Annotated in this window: 13 protein-coding genes and 1 tRNA gene; 1 reads left to right on the forward strand and 13 read right to left on the reverse strand. The window is 50.4% G+C overall.

Annotated features, from left to right (window positions below; translation table 11 throughout):
- Window positions 1-139: 139 nt before the first annotated feature.
- Window positions 140-1,180 (reverse strand): sigma 54-interacting transcriptional regulator, encoded by a 1,041-nt coding sequence (locus D0C16_RS13255; protein ID WP_151032823.1) that lies wholly within the window; start codon window positions 1,178-1,180, stop codon window positions 140-142.
- 211 nt (window positions 1,181-1,391) lie between these two features.
- On the opposite strand from D0C16_RS13255, the gene D0C16_RS13260 reads away from it, so the two are divergent.
- Window positions 1,392-1,760 carry a hypothetical protein gene (locus tag D0C16_RS13260; RefSeq protein WP_151032824.1) on the forward strand — a complete coding sequence of 123 codons (369 nt, stop codon included), beginning with the start codon at window positions 1,392-1,394 and terminating at the stop codon, window positions 1,758-1,760.
- Window positions 1,761-1,968: 208 nt separating this feature from the next.
- Here D0C16_RS13260 and pnp read toward each other — a convergent pair whose 3' ends face one another.
- The 12 genes from pnp to bioD all read right to left on the reverse strand — a co-directional run bounded on the left by pnp (window position 1,969) and on the right by bioD (window position 14,555).
- Window positions 1,969-4,104: a polyribonucleotide nucleotidyltransferase gene (gene pnp / locus D0C16_RS13265; protein ID WP_151032825.1), complete on the reverse strand. Its 2,136-nt coding sequence runs from the start codon at window positions 4,102-4,104 to the stop codon at window positions 1,969-1,971.
- Between the two features lie 270 nt (window positions 4,105-4,374).
- Entirely contained in the window at window positions 4,375-4,644 is a 270-nt protein-coding gene (gene rpsO / locus D0C16_RS13270; RefSeq protein WP_039915285.1) for a 30S ribosomal protein S15, read from the reverse strand.
- A gap of 149 nt (window positions 4,645-4,793) precedes the next feature.
- On the reverse strand, window positions 4,794-5,783 hold the full coding sequence (gene truB / locus D0C16_RS13275) for a tRNA pseudouridine(55) synthase TruB (protein WP_151032826.1): 990 nt from the start codon (window positions 5,781-5,783) through the stop codon (window positions 4,794-4,796).
- Entirely contained in the window at window positions 5,783-6,199 is a 417-nt protein-coding gene (rbfA, locus tag D0C16_RS13280; protein ID WP_151032827.1) for a 30S ribosome-binding factor RbfA, read from the reverse strand. Before rbfA ends, truB begins: the two co-directional genes overlap by 1 nt.
- A 100-nt stretch (window positions 6,200-6,299) precedes the next feature.
- Window positions 6,300-9,092 carry a translation initiation factor IF-2 gene (gene infB / locus D0C16_RS13285; RefSeq protein WP_151032828.1) on the reverse strand — a complete coding sequence of 931 codons (2,793 nt, stop codon included), beginning with the start codon at window positions 9,090-9,092 and terminating at the stop codon, window positions 6,300-6,302.
- Between the two features lie 54 nt (window positions 9,093-9,146).
- On the reverse strand, window positions 9,147-10,628 hold the full coding sequence (nusA, locus tag D0C16_RS13290) for a transcription termination factor NusA (protein ID WP_151032829.1): 1,482 nt from the start codon (window positions 10,626-10,628) through the stop codon (window positions 9,147-9,149).
- Between the two features lie 123 nt (window positions 10,629-10,751).
- The gene (gene rimP, locus D0C16_RS13295; RefSeq protein WP_151032830.1) at window positions 10,752-11,249 is read right to left on the reverse strand and encodes a ribosome maturation factor RimP; all 498 of its coding nucleotides are present in this window, start codon (window positions 11,247-11,249) and stop codon (window positions 10,752-10,754) included.
- 287 nt (window positions 11,250-11,536) lie between these two features.
- Window positions 11,537-11,613: transfer RNA gene (locus D0C16_RS13300), tRNA-Met, on the reverse strand.
- Between the two features lie 163 nt (window positions 11,614-11,776).
- Entirely contained in the window at window positions 11,777-12,691 is a 915-nt protein-coding gene (locus tag D0C16_RS13305) for a putative metalloprotease CJM1_0395 family protein (RefSeq protein ID WP_151032831.1), read from the reverse strand.
- A 39-nt stretch (window positions 12,692-12,730) separates the two neighbouring features.
- Window positions 12,731-12,991 (reverse strand): hypothetical protein, encoded by a 261-nt coding sequence (locus D0C16_RS13310; protein ID WP_225318670.1) that lies wholly within the window; start codon window positions 12,989-12,991, stop codon window positions 12,731-12,733.
- 194 nt (window positions 12,992-13,185) lie between these two features.
- Window positions 13,186-13,860 (reverse strand): DUF2459 domain-containing protein, encoded by a 675-nt coding sequence (locus tag D0C16_RS13315; RefSeq protein ID WP_151032832.1) that lies wholly within the window; start codon window positions 13,858-13,860, stop codon window positions 13,186-13,188.
- Window positions 13,857-14,555: a dethiobiotin synthase gene (bioD, locus tag D0C16_RS13320; protein WP_151032833.1), complete on the reverse strand. Its 699-nt coding sequence runs from the start codon at window positions 14,553-14,555 to the stop codon at window positions 13,857-13,859. The genes D0C16_RS13315 and bioD overlap by 4 nt, the downstream gene beginning before the upstream one ends.
- Window positions 14,556-14,569: the final 14 nt, after the last annotated feature.

Consider the following 14,569-nt stretch of genomic DNA (forward strand, 5'->3'; position numbering starts at 1 on the left):
AATTCATCACAGCGATCACCGGGTCAATGTCGACCCGGTGGGTTAGGGAAAACCCTGCAGCGGGTAAAATTTCACCCGGAAACCGGCATAAAAAAAGCGCATAAAGCGCTTCGTTAAAACAAGCCCAACTAAAACCTGGCTACCGGTAAATGGATTTATCAATGTGATATTTTTGCAGCAACTTCCCCAGTGCTCGTCGTTCTTTGCCCGCAATCTTTGCAGCCAGAGTCACGTTGCCATGGGTAATTTGCATTACACGCATTAAATAGGCTTTTTCAAATTCGACAATCGCCCGCGCCTTGGCATCTTGAAAACTGCAAGGAAAACCCGCGCCCATGTCAGAATCAAGATCTTCTTCGAATTCTTCGTCTGCTACCAAGCAATCCGCAAGCAATTCATCACCAATATCAATCGCTTGCCCGGATGACAACAAGTACGCACGCAGCAGGGTATTTTCGAATTCACGCACATTGCCCGGCCAGGGTTGCTGCTGCAAATGCAACAGGCTTTGCTCAGACAACAATTTTAAAGGTAACTCATATTCTCGTGAAAATCGTTGCAATAAATTTTCCGCAATAATGCCCATATCCGCTTTCCGCTCACGCAAAGGAGGCATCAACAGATTCAGTACATTCAAGCGAAAATACAGATCTTCGCGGAATTTTTTTAGTTCCACCAAATGTTTTAGATCCGCATTGGTTGCGGCAATGATCCGCACATTTGCGCGCAATATTTTTTTGGATCCCACGGGCCGGTATTCCTGGGTTTGCAAAAAACGCAACAGCGAAGCCTGGGCTTTTGGGCTAAGGCTATCCACCTCATCCAAAAACAAACTGCCACCATTGGCTACCGCCACCAAGCCTTCTTTGGTATGGCGAGCATCGGTAAATGCGCCTTTTTCATGTCCAAACAATTCACTTTCCAGTAAGTCGTCGGCAATAGTCGCGCAATTGATAGGGATAAATGGACAGTTAGCGCGCGCGCCCAAATAATGGATTGCACGCGCCGCATTCTCCTTACCGGTACCGGTTTCGCCCTGAATGAGCACGGTGGCCTGATGCGAGGAAATTTTTTTAATTAATTCCAATACTTGCAAAAACTTGTTGCAGTTGCCGCAGAGATTTAAGCGTGAAAACTCGGCGCGCAATTCCGGGCTAATCGAGTGAATGGTCTTATTCATAATCAATTATCCTTTTAAATACATATTTTTTAATGCAATTAAGTAAGGAACTTGACTGCTCTCACCGGCTTCCTGCCCTGTTTGTTATTGCGTAAATTTTGGAAATTATCACAAAGCCCTGGCAGGCTGTGTGTATTTATTGCGAAATTCCTGTGACATTTTCACAATCTTACAATTCGCGCCAAATGCCAAGAAGTGACGGCGTATTTCAATGCCAATTTTTCCCCCTGAAAAAACACTCGGGCGATTGGCACAGGACTTGCGTTTAACGCTTAGACAACGGACAGAGCGAGGGAAAGACCAGGTGACCGACCAACCAATCACTGAAGCGCAGATTGAACAAATAGCTAACGAAATTTCCCGCTATCTCGCGCAACACCAATTTGCGGCAGATACATTAGAAGGAATTTGCCACTGGTGGATTACCCGGCAACGAATTGAAGAAGACCAGAAGCGCGTACTTGCGGCGCTGGAATATTTGATGGAACAACAAAAATTGAGTTGTCGGCAATTGCCGGATGGAACGATTTTGTATTCGGGAACCACCACTGACTCCACCCAAGATGATGCGTTGCATTAACAATTTTACACAGTGTTTCAGCCAAACAACCCTTTATTGCGAATCCGACAAGGCTCGCGTATAACATGCATGCTTTTTGTGTAGTGAAAAGTCAATCTAGCCCCCGAATCTGGGATGCCACAACTTGCTCACAACTGCTTGCGTCAAGTATCAGAAACAAAAACGCCCGCAAAAGCGGGCGTTTTTGTTGAGCGCTAATTGCGAAAAATTACTCTTCCGCCGCAGCCTCAGCTGGAGCTGCTGGTGCAGCACCAGATTCTTCCGCTACCGCTTCCTTAATAGAAAGTTTGATGCGGCCGCGTTGGTCTACGTCCAGGCATTTCACTTTAACAACCTGACCTTCTTTCAGATAATCGCTCACGTTGTTTACGCGCTCTTCAGCGATTTGAGAGATGTGTACCAGGCCATCTTTACCTGGCAGGAAGTTAACGAATGCACCGAAGTCTACGATACGCACCACAGTGCCTTCGTAGATCGCACCGATTTCCGCTTCAGCAACAATACCTTGCACGCGCAGAATTGCCGCTTGCAGCGCTTCGTTGTTGTCGGCGTAAATTTTTACAGTGCCGTCATCATCGATATCGATTGAAGATTGAGTTTCTTCAGTAATAGAGCGAATAGTTGCACCGCCTTTACCGATGATGTCGCGGATTTTGTCCGGATGAATTTTGATGGTTTCAAAACGTGGGGCATTTTCGCTAACCGCAGTACGCGATTTGGCGAGGACCTTGTTCATTTCACCGAGGATGTGTAAACGCGCTGCCAGAGCTTGCTCCAGTGCGATTTCCATAATCTCTTCGGTGATGCCTTCGATTTTGATATCCATTTGCAGTGCAGTTACACCGCTGGTGGTACCGGCTACTTTAAAGTCCATATCGCCCAAGTGATCTTCGTCACCGAGGATATCGGTCAATACCGCAAAGCCTTCTGGTTCTTTTACCAGACCCATTGCGATACCAGCCACTGGTGCTTTCAGCGGAACACCGGCGTCCATCAACGCCAATGACGAGCCGCACACAGACGCCATTGAGCTTGAACCATTAGATTCAGTAATTTCACTCACTACGCGCAGGGTGTAAGGGAAAGCTTCTTGCGTTGGCAGAACCGATTGCACGCCGCGCTTAGCTAAACGACCGTGACCGATTTCGCGACGACCAGTTGCGCCCATACGACCACACTCACCTACAGAGAAAGGTGGGAAGTTGTAGTGCAGCATGAAGGCTTCTTTTTTCTCGCCTTCGAGGAAATCGATAATTTGTACATCGCGTGCATTGCCTAAGGTAGCAACAACCAAGGCTTGTGTTTCACCGCGGGTAAATAATGCAGAACCGTGCGCTTTTGGTAATACACCTACTTCTACTGAAATCGGGCGCACAGTTTTGTTGTCGCGACCGTCGATACGTGGTTCGTTGGCAACAATACGTGAACGCACCAAACGGTATTCGTAATTCCCAAATTCACCTTTTACTTCATCTGCAGTAAAGCCGGAAGTTTCTGTTACCAACTCGGCAACTGCCTGGCTGCGCAACTCATCCAAACGATCATAACGCTTGGCTTTGTCAGTAATGCGGTACGCCATACCGATTGAATCGCCAAAGCTCTTTGCAATTGCATCTTTGAGCGGCTGATTAACGGCAGGTACTTGCCATTCCCAACGCGGCTTGCCCGCGTCGCGAGCCAACTCAGCACAAGCTTGCACAACGGCTTGCAATTCCTGGTGAGCATAGAGAACAGCGCCGAGCATAATATCTTCCGGCAATTCTTTTGCTTCAGACTCAACCATCAATACTGCATCTTTGGTACCAGCAACCACCATGTCCAACTCGGACGTTTCGAGTTGTTTGTAACTTGGGTTGAGGATGTAACCGTCTTCTTGCGTGTAACCTACGCGCGCACCACCAATTGGACCATTAAATGGGATACCGGAGATCGCGAGGGCAGCAGAAGTACCAATCATGGAAATGATATCGGGATCTTGCTTCTTATCGGTAGAAACAACAGTACAAATCACTTGTACTTCGTTGAAAAAACCTTCTGGGAACAGCGGACGAATAGGACGATCGATCAAACGTGAAGTCAGGGTTTCTTTTTCAGATGGACGACCTTCGCGCTTGAAGTAGCCACCGGGAATGCGGCCTGCCGCGTACGCTTTTTCTTGATAATGCACAGACAACGGGAAGAAGTCTTGGCCTGCTTTTGCCTCTTTTGCACCAACAACGGTACAAAGTACAGATACTTCACCCATAGTTGCCAATACTGCGCCGGTTGCCTGACGAGCAATACGGCCAGTTTCGAGGGTTACGGTTTGGTTGCCGTATTGGAATTTCTTAATAATCGGATTCACTCTTTTATCCTTTCTTTTTCAATTTAATTTGCGTTCGGCTTTTCATTACATGAACGCGCCTTCTTCATACACTTCATTTACAGCTTTGAATTTATCTACAACAAATTTGGTTCAATCATCAATGCGGTAAATACGTCCTGTCAGTGCGGTAATGTTTTGCATGCTCTCACTACCACGTTTCCCTAAAAAATCTTGCGCTAAAAATTCAGGTACTGAAAATACCAGCGCTAAAAATAAAAGTGCCCGCCAATTGGCGGGCACAGTACACACTTAGCGACGCAGACCCAATTTTTGGATCAGAGCAACGTAGCGTGAAGAGTCTTTACCTTTCAGGTAATCCAACAACTTACGACGGGAGTTAACCATACGGATCAAACCGCGACGTGAGTGGTGGTCAGCTTTGTGGTCAGCGAAGTGGCCTTGCAGCTTGTTGATGTTGATAGTCAACAGAGCTACTTGAACTTCTGGCGAACCAGTGTCGCCTTCCGCTTGTTGATACTCTTTAACGATTGCAGCTTTTTCAGAAGCACTCAGTGCCATGATGTTTTCCTCAACTAATATGCCGAAAATTTACAGCCCGCCCGTGCATATTTACAGGTGGGTTGTTGCGCTGATTATCTCCACCGAAGGGGATGTCAACGCGGCCTTTTTACCCTGCCGATCACTCGGTGAGGTAAAGCTTGCGCCAATCAAGCTTCGTTAGCGGAGCGATTGGCAATAATTCGTTTCGGGGCGACCCGACCATCGTCGGTAATCTCACCCAGCCCCAGAAATGCACGTGGCGATTGATCGGTTTCTGCACAAAAGACGCGCACAATAGCAGCTTGTGGGGCAATTCGATAGATCTGTGGGTGCATAACCGGGTTGCCCAAACGAAAGTAATAGGCGCTATTGGCAGCCAACTCCACCATTGGCAAGGTCGCAACGGGCGCATCGGCACCCAATAAGTGACTATCGAGAGCAGTATAGGCCGCTTCCTCGCCCCGCTCTGCCTGAGTTTGCTCGAACGCGACTTGTAGCTCATCAAGGCTGATGCATTGATCTTCACCAAACAGACCAGCGAGTGAGCGATGCAGGGTTTTTACATGCGCACCGCAGCCCAGTGCGTTACCTAAATCCACTGCAATTGAGCGGATATAAGTGCCTTTGCTGCAGAGGATATCCAACTCAACCTCGGCCTGCTCACCCGGGCGAAATGCCAGAATATCGATTTTATAAATAGTTACCGGACGTGGCTCACGCTCCACCTCAACACCCTGGCGCGCCATCTTATAGAGCGGCTGACCGTTGAGCTTAAGCGCAGAATACATGGGTGGGACTTGCAGGATATCACCCAGCAGCGGCTTCAACGCCGCTTCCACTTGCGCACGGGTAACTGCAGCCGCAGAAACCCGAGCTATAACTTCGCCATCGGCGTCGCACGTATCTGTCGCCACGCCCAATTGAATACAGGTGCGATAGCCTTTGTCGGCATCGAGCAAAAACTGGGAGAACTTGGTCGCCTCGCCAAAACAGAGCGGCAACACACCAGTCGCGAGTGGGTCCAAAGCGCCCGTATGGCCCGCCTTTTCCACAAAGAACAGACGCTTGGCGCGCTGTAAAGCATGGTTGGAAGTCATGCCTGCGGGCTTATTCAATAACAATACGCCATCTACCGGGCGGCCTTTCTTGCGCGCCATCAGTGTTGCTCGCCCTTGTCGCTATCAGTTGACGGCTCGTCATCGTGCTGATGAAGACTATCTTCTTTCATTGCGCGATCAATCAATGAGGACAATGCCTGGCCTTTGATCGAGGTTTTGTCATAGATAAATTGCAGCTTGGGCACGGTGCGCATGCTCAACTCTTTCGCGAGAAAGGTGCGTAAAAAGCCACCGGCTTTATTCAGGATGGCTGCGGCCTCCAGGCTTTGCTTTTCATCATCCACACCAACAAACGTGACGTACACTTTGGCAAAAGCCATATCGCGAGTGACAGTAACTTCATTGATATTAACCATACCAATGCGCGGGTCGCGGATTTCAGCAGGAATTACCTGCGCCAGCAAACGCTGAATCGCATCGGAAACCCTGTCTGACCGGGTAAATTCTCTTGGCATTCGCCATTAACCTCTAACTTGGCTGTTGGTTTTATCCAGCCGGTAAAAATAACAAAGCCCCACCCCCTCGCAGGGGTGGGGCACAGGTGTTGCGTCAACCTTAGAGCTGACGCGCAACCTCTTTCACTTCGTAAACTTCGATTTGGTCGCCAACTTTAACGTCGTAGTTCTTCACACCGATACCGCACTCGAAGCCGTTACGCACTTCAGCAACATCATCTTTAAAGCGACGCAGGGATTCCAGTTCGCCAGTGAAGATCACCACGTTGTCGCGCAGTACGCGGATTGGTTTGTTGCGGTACACGGTACCCTCAACCACCATACAGCCGGCCACCTGACCAAACTTGGGCGAGTTGAACACTTCGCGCACGTTGGCAATACCCACGATGGTTTCCACACGCTCCGGATCCAGCATACCGCTCAGGGCCGCTTTCACCTCATCCAGCAATTGATAAATGATGCTGTAGTAGCGGATGTCCACACCTTCGGTTTCTGCCAGACGACGAGTGGTGCCGTCAGCACGCACATTAAAGCCAACGATGATAGCGCCGGAAGTAATCGCCAGGTTCACATCGTTTTCAGTGATGCCACCAATACCGGAAGAAATCACATTCACTTGGACTTCATCGTTACCGATATCAGCCAACGAGGCCTGGATAGCTTCAAGCGAACCGCGTACGTCGGCCTTTACTACCACAGTGAGAGTCTTCTTCTGGCCAGCTTCCATATTGGAGAACATGTTCTCCAGCTTGGCAGCCTGGAAGCGCGCGAGCTTTTCTTTACGCTCCTTCTCGGCACGGAATGCCGCTACTTCGCGCGCTTTGCGCTCGTCATCCAGTACTACGAAATCATCGCCCGCACTTGGTGGTGCATCAAGACCCAGAATTTCTACCGGAGTCGATGGACCTGCTTCTTTCACTTGCTCGCCGCGTTCGTTCGACATGGCGCGCACGCGGCCATAGCTTTGACCAGCGAGGAGCAAATCACCTTGCTTCAATGTACCCTGCTGTACCAACACAGTCGCAACAGTACCGCGCCCCTTGTCTACACGAGATTCAATCACCACACCTTTCGCAGCCGCATTGCTAACCGCAGTCAGCTCCAATACTTCAGCTTGCAAGGAGATGGCTTCCAACAGTTCATCAATACCTTGACCAGTATGCGCAGATACCTGGATAAACTGGGTATCGCCACCGTAGTTTTCCGGGATAACACCTTTAACTACCAATTCGTTAGTTACACGATCCGGATCAGCAGATGGTTTATCACACTTGTTGATCGCCACCACGATAGGCACGTTTGCAGCGCGAGCGTGAAGAATGGCTTCTTCCGTTTGCGGCATCACACCGTCATCCGCTGCAACCACCAGGATCACCACGTCAGTTGCCTTGGCTCCACGAGCGCGCATAGCGGTAAACGCGGCGTGACCGGGAGTATCCAGAAAGGTAATTTCGCCGCGCGAAGTCGCTACGCGATAAGCACCAATATGCTGGGTAATACCGCCCGCTTCACCCGCTGCCACTTTGGCTTCGCGGATATAGTCGAGCAATGAGGTTTTACCATGGTCAACGTGGCCCATTACGGTCACTACTGGCGCACGGGTAGTCAGCTCACCTTCGGTTTCCAGCGATTTCTCGAGCGCATGCTCGATATCATTCTCGCTCACGAGGTTAGCTTTATGGCCCAACTCTTCAACGATCAACACTGCGGTGTCCTGATCGATAGATTCGTTCATAGAGGCCATTACGCCCATTTTCATCAGGCGCTTGATCAGCTCGTTCACTTTAATAGTGAGGCGCTGAGCCAATTCGGTTACCGCGATAGTTTCTGGAACGTCAACTTCATGCACGATTTGTGTCGTCGGTTTCTTAAAGGCGTGTTTGTTGGTTTTCTTGTGATGCGCGCGGATATGGCTGCGACGCGCTAATACATCGCTGTCTTCACCGTCTTCCGCCACAAAGTCGAGCAAATCAATCTTGGCGGCTTTTTTCGGGCCAGCAGCGCCTTTCTTAACGGCTTTGCCTGCACCGCGTTTGCCACCACGATCGCCACTCTCTTCATCGTCATCTTCATTGCGATGATGATGACTCTTTTTGTGGCCATGGCCGTGACGAGTATCTTCTTTGTCTGCCGGCGGCGCGACAACAGCCACAGCCGGCTTTCCTTTAGCCGGTTGCTGACGAGCGTCCGGCTTGGCATTTTTGTTTGCCGCTGGTGCAGCTGCCTTTTCCGCAGGCTTATCATTGCGCGGTTGGCGACGAGCTTCTTCAGCGGCACGTTTGGCTTCTTCACGTGCTTTCAGCTCGGCTTGACGTGCAGCTTCTTCCGCCTGACGGCGCTCAATTGCTGCACGACGCTTTTCTTCAATACCATCAGTGAAAGAAATACGGTGAGAGTGAGGTTCGGCAGCAGCAACCTCGACTTCCGGTTCAGCTTCAACCACCAACTCTGGTTCAGCCACAATCACTGCTGGTTCAGGCTCAACCACCGGCTCAGGCTCCACCGGGGCGGCTACCGGCTCGGGTACCACCAATTCAATTTCCGGCTCATGCTCCGGCTCATGCTGTTCAGCAACAGCGGATTCTGCCACTTCATCCTCGCGTTTGATGTAGGTACGCTTTTTGCGCACCTCAACATTCACGGTTTTCTTTGCATTACCCGTACCGGTTTTAATGGTGGTCGTGGTTTTGCGCTGCAAAGTAATTTTCTTTGGCTCCAACGCGGCTTCGCCGTGGCTGCTTTTCAGGAAGGCGAGCAGACGTTGCTTCTCATCATCCGATACTTTCGCTTCAGCATTTTTGTGCTGCAAGCCAGCTTCTTGCATTTGCTTAAGCAAACGCTCGACTGGCGCACCTATCGATTTGGCGAGTTCATTAACAGTTACTTCTGCCATTGTTTTTCCTCAGGGATTCTATTCGTTGCCTAGGGGTTCGCTTGTGGCTCACACTCAGGCAAACCAGGGCTCACGCGCTTTCATAATCAGTGCGGCGGCACGAGTCGCATCAACACCTTTAATATCCACCAACTCATCAATGGATTGCTCTGCCAAATCTTCCATGGTCACGATGCCGCGGCGCGCCAGTTCAGCGGCCAAATCCGCATCCATTCCTTCCATCGTTAACAAATCTTCTGCCGGTGCAACACCTTCAATACGCTCTTCCGAAGCCAATGCCTGGGTTAAGAGTGCATCTTTTGCACGTGCGCGCAATTCTTCTGCGATATCTTCGTCGAAGCCATCAATTGCCAGCATTTCTTCCAGCGGAACATAAGCAACTTCTTCCAGCGTGGTGAAACCTTCTTCCACCAACACACCGGCGATGTCTTCATCTACATCCAGCGCACTCATAAACATATTGATGTAACTGCCGGATTCTGCTTGCTGCTTTGATTGCCAATCAGCAACGCTCATGACGTTGATATTCCAGCCCGTCAATTCGCATGCAAGGCGCACGTTTTGACCGCCGCGACCAATGGCCATCGCCAGATTTTCTTCATTAACAGCGAGATCCATAGAAGACGCATCTTCATCAACAACAATGGATTCAATTTCTGCCGGTGACATCGCATTGATAACAAATTGCGCCGGGTTATCATCCCACAACACAATATCTACTCGCTCACCGCCAAGTTCATTAGATACCGCCTGCACACGTGAACCGCGCATACCAACGCAAGCACCCACTGGATCAATGCGGCCATCGTTGGTTTTCACCGCGATTTTTGCACGCAGACCAGGGTCGCGCGCAGCGCCTTTAATTTCGATAATTTCTTCAGCAATTTCCGGCACTTCAATCTTGAATAGCTCCACCAACATTTTTGGATTGGAACGACTCAACAACAATTGTGGCCCGCGCGCCTCACTGCGCACCTCCAACAGCAAGGTGCGAATGCGGTCGCCCATGCGGAAAATTTCACGCCCGATTAACTGATCACGCGGCAAAACACCTTCAGCGTTATTGCCCAGATCAACGATAATGCTATCGCGCGTTACTTTTTTCACGGTACCGCTAATTAATTCACCCATGCGATCGCGGTACTCGTCCACCATCTGCGCACGCTCGGCTTCACGCACTTTTTGTACAATAACTTGCTTCGCCGTTTGCGCCGCGATACGACCGAAATCGGCGTTTTCAATTTTTTCACGGTAGGTGTCACCCACCTTTAATGCAGAATCTTTTTCGCGCGCCTCGTCTAGATACAACTGAGTGCCCAACTCGGCCATCGCATCATCAGCGACAACCTCCCAGCTGCGCCAGGTTTCATAGTCGCCATTTGCACGATTAATTTTTACTTCAACATTGGAGTCTTCATCGAAGCGTTTTTTAGTGGCGGTAGCCAGTGCAGTTTCAATCGCCTGGAAAATTAATTCTTTATCAACGCCTTTTTCATTGGATACCGCATCAGCGACCAGCAAAATTTCTTTGTTCATTGGTTTGCCTCTGTTAACTCCTCTAGCCGGCGTTGTAAATCAACGCATCGGATTGGTAAATTTTCCATTGCGACACTGTGTTTGGCGAATTCAACTTCTCACTCACAGCGGTGATTAAAAAAACTAGTCCTTATCGTTTTGCAAATTGTGCTGACGCAGAATTTCGTCGTAGCGCGGTTCTACATTGGCCTTGTCGATCGCATCGATCGCCAACTGAATTTCCTGGTTATCCACTTGCACAAACACTTCGCCATTTTCTACTTTGGTGATTATGCCTTTAAATCGACGACGACCATCGCGAGCAATACGCATGCGTACAGTGATGATTTCGCCAACAAAACGCGCATAGTGCGCTTCTTTATAGAGCGGACGATCCAGACCTGGCGATGACACCTCCAGGGTGTACTCATTATCGATTGGATCTTCTACGTCAAAAACCGCGCTCACCTGACGACTTACGCGTTCACAATCTTCCAACGATGCGCCGTTGGGACCATCAATATAAATGCGCACAGTGGTGTAACGGCCCTGAGTTAAATACTCAAGCCCCCAGAGCTCGCAGCCCAGAGAAGCCGCCACAGGCTCAACCAGTTGCTCCAGAATTTCTTGCTTGGATGCCATGCTTTAATCCGAATTTGCCTCGTGCGGTTCACAGTAAAAACCGAAGGCCTAAAAAACAAAAATGGGCACAAGGCCCATTCGAACGAATACTACTTAACCACACAGGCCTGCGTGATTTGGGCCGAAACCCTGAACAGCGAATACAAAAAAGCCCCATAAAGGGGCTTCTCGACCTGAGCCTGCTTTATTACAAAGCAGACTCATTACAGCTGTCTGGCGAGAACCGGGAATTCCCTTTTTCTCTACCTGCCTTTGCTAATCTGTGATCAGCAAAGCGCAAAGAATTTTGGTTGCGGGGGCTGGATTTGAACCAACGACCTTCGGGTTATGAGCCCGACGAGCTACCAAGCTGCTCCACCCCGCGACTGAAACTCAATCTTGCTAACTGCTCAAGTGAGGTCGCGCATTATATGGAGATGATTATAGATGGTCAAGAGAATTTTTCCTGAATCATCAAATAGACAAATTCCATCTACATCGGAAAGAGATAACTGGAGATAATTTAATCTGTCGACATGACAAAACCGTTAAACGGTTTTATTCAGAAAGCTACCGACGGCATTGTTATCGGCAAACACACCTATCTCAATCAAGCGCCGATTAATATCGATATTGCGGCGAGTAGATTCATTAAACAGCTCCGCGCGCGCCTGACGCTGATCCAACAGTCGCTGCTCTTCTTCAAACTCCAACTGTTCGCGCTGCAATCGATTTTCATCCTGAGCGATACGCTCCTCTTCACGCTCGCGACGGGCAAGCTCGGCGTCACCGGCTGAGCCTGCCGCCTGCGACTCATCCTCTTTTTTAACATCATCGCCGCGCAGGCTATTTTGCTCTTCGGCTTCGGCCGCCTCTTTTGCGCGCAATTCCGCGCGCGCCTCCAACTCCATTTTGGCCGCCTGAGCAGCAACACGTCCATCTTGCGACGAAGGCTCCGCAGGGGCGTTAGCCGCGCGGCGCAACTGCTGAGCCTTGCGCAGGGTGGCCTCCGGATCCCCCGGAATTGGACTGGTATCCACTTCTACAGACCCGCCGACGGCATAGCTAACGCCATCGGGCCCGCGCACAAAACTGTAGGTCGGGCTACCGGCATACTGACCGGCAACCGCAGCATGGGCTTGCTCGTGGGCGCGCACTTCGCGATCACGCGCCGCCAAATCCTGAATTTGCTTTTGCTCGGTTTTGAGTTCTTCTTCGGTGCGCCCCGAGTTGGCGCGTCGCTCCTGCGACAACGCAGCCTGGCGATCCTGCTCAACCTCATCATTAGGGCGTTCATCCGGCAAGCGGCGATTCTGTGAGTGCACGGATTCAGCCAACTGCTCAGTGGGCTTAAAGGAGGAGGATTTAAGTTCAGTATCCTCTTGACCAACAGCAGCCCGCCCGAGCGGCGCATAGGGCGCAACGGTATTGGCATAACTGGAAGGAAGCGAATTACTGATCACTCAAATCACCTCAGACTTATTACTCACAAGGAATCCACCCTACGCCCGGACATCCAGCAAGGTACCGATAGTTTCATCGGCCGCCTTGACCACTTTGGCCGAACTATCGAATACCTGGCTTTGAGCCTTGAGATTGACCAATGCTTCCGACAAATCCTGCGACTGGGAATTGGCCTGCGGTGAATCGGCGCGCTGGGTCGTACCAGCCTGAGCGATCTGTTGGGCAGATTGCGCCATGGAAGCCTGGCTCTTTTGCATGCCAATCAAACCTTGGTTAACCACTGAACCTACGTCCATCATGTCACCTCTTTACCTGAGCGGCTGACGCCAGAATTTTCGAATCAGAACCATGCATTGCCGATGAGGCATAAACAATTCCCCAATGCTGATAACAGTTTACGCCGCAAAACGCACAAAAAACAGGCGAATTTGCCGCCTATTGCCACATTTCTAAGACAAGTTTGATTTAAAAAAGAAAAAGATATAACCGGGGATTATTCGGAGGACGGGCGACCGTTACGCTGCTGGAAATCAGATATTGCCTTGGCCTGCTCAAACACACTCTGGGCTGTTAACTGCAACCGGCTGCGCACCGGCAAACCTGCCGCCTGCAGCGCGCGCCCACTCCAGGTATTGCAGTTGCTAAACAAACCATAGCGGCCTTGCGCTTGATAAAAATGCCCAACCCCTTCGCCATAGGCTTGCAGCGGTATCGGCTGTTGCACGCTATCCAACACAAATGAATCATCGATATAGCGAATCAACTGGCGCAAACCCGGCTCGGTAATCGCCAAGGGAACACGGGTTTCGGCAGGAATATCCGCAAAGGGCGATCGCCCGTAGCTAAGGACCTGCAGCGCAGAATATTGGGAAAGGAATAACGCCTTGGTTGCCGTGCCGAAACTTTTATTCTTGCCGGTAAAGTAATCACCATCGCCCCAGCCAACACGAATATATTGCGTGCCCTGCGCTTCTGCCTGCAGAAACCGGCTATGCGCACGCACTGCTTCCGCAGGCAATAATATACTCGTGTGCCATTCGCGGTAGATAAAATGAATTTGTTGCGATGCATGTTGCGAGGGGATTTTTTTAGTATCCGGCAGCGAGCTGCACGCAAATTGCAGCAGCAATAATGCATATGCCAATAGACGACAAAAAACCTGCATCATGATTTCAGCAGTGCCGCCGCAAAAACCGCCTGATCAACAACATCAGCAACTTGTTCAGGAGTAGGTGCAGACAACCATGGCACAACCCCCAGGCAAGGCGCAGGAATACGCGCGCGCAAGCTGTCGATATTTTCCTGCAACACTGGCATATCGGCATCTACGCAGTTGGCAACCCAACCGACAAGTGCCAAACCATCATTGCGAATCGCCTCAATAGTTAACAGCGCGTGATTAATGCACCCCAAACGCACACCTACCACGAGAATAACCGGTAATTGCAATGTGCGCACAAGATCTGCCATGGTTTCGCGCGGATTTAAGGGCACGCGCCAGCCGCCCGCACCTTCTACCAGCGTAAAATCCGCCTGCATTAAACTGCCACGACAAAAACCGGCAATGCGATCTGCCGATAACACACGCTTCTCACGCTGTGCGGCAATATGCGGTGCGATGGCCGCCTGCAACGCGATGGGATTTATCTGCTCATAGACCAGCGGTTCGGTCATCACCGACTGCAACATCAGCGCATCTTCATTGCGCAACCCGGCTTCAGTTTTTTCGCAACCAGCCGCCACCGGCTTTAACGCCGCTGTGCGCAAGCCCTGCTTTTTTGCCACCAACAACAAGCCAGCCGCCACCAAGGTTTTACCCACATTGGTGTCGGTGCCTGCGATAAAAAATTGCTTCTTTGCCATAGAAAATAATTCAG

It is taken from the genome of Cellvibrio sp. KY-GH-1, assembly GCF_008806975.1.
Taxonomy (GTDB): Bacteria; Pseudomonadota; Gammaproteobacteria; order Pseudomonadales; family Cellvibrionaceae; genus Cellvibrio.

Excerpts from the sequence above, each read along its gene's own strand:
- D0C16_RS13255 (WP_151032823.1), bottom strand. The coding sequence starts at position 1,180 with ATGAATAAGACCATTCACTCGATTAGCCCGGAATTGCGCGCCGAGTTT.
- D0C16_RS13260 (WP_151032824.1), top strand. The coding sequence starts at position 1,392 with ATGCCAATTTTTCCCCCTGAAAAAACACTCGGGCGATTGGCACAGGAC.
- rpsO (WP_039915285.1), bottom strand. The coding sequence starts at position 4,644 with ATGGCACTGAGTGCTTCTGAAAAAGCTGCAATCGTTAAAGAGTATCAA.
- truB (WP_151032826.1), bottom strand. The coding sequence starts at position 5,783 with ATGGCGCGCAAGAAAGGCCGCCCGGTAGATGGCGTATTGTTATTGAAT.
- rbfA (WP_151032827.1), bottom strand. The coding sequence starts at position 6,199 with ATGCCAAGAGAATTTACCCGGTCAGACAGGGTTTCCGATGCGATTCAG.
- infB (WP_151032828.1), bottom strand. The coding sequence starts at position 9,092 with ATGGCAGAAGTAACTGTTAATGAACTCGCCAAATCGATAGGTGCGCCA.
- nusA (WP_151032829.1), bottom strand. The coding sequence starts at position 10,628 with ATGAACAAAGAAATTTTGCTGGTCGCTGATGCGGTATCCAATGAAAAA.
- rimP (WP_151032830.1), bottom strand. The coding sequence starts at position 11,249 with ATGGCATCCAAGCAAGAAATTCTGGAGCAACTGGTTGAGCCTGTGGCG.
- D0C16_RS13310 (WP_225318670.1), bottom strand. The coding sequence starts at position 12,991 with ATGATGGACGTAGGTTCAGTGGTTAACCAAGGTTTGATTGGCATGCAA.
- D0C16_RS13315 (WP_151032832.1), bottom strand. The coding sequence starts at position 13,860 with ATGATGCAGGTTTTTTGTCGTCTATTGGCATATGCATTATTGCTGCTG.
- bioD (WP_151032833.1), bottom strand. The coding sequence starts at position 14,555 with ATGGCAAAGAAGCAATTTTTTATCGCAGGCACCGACACCAATGTGGGT.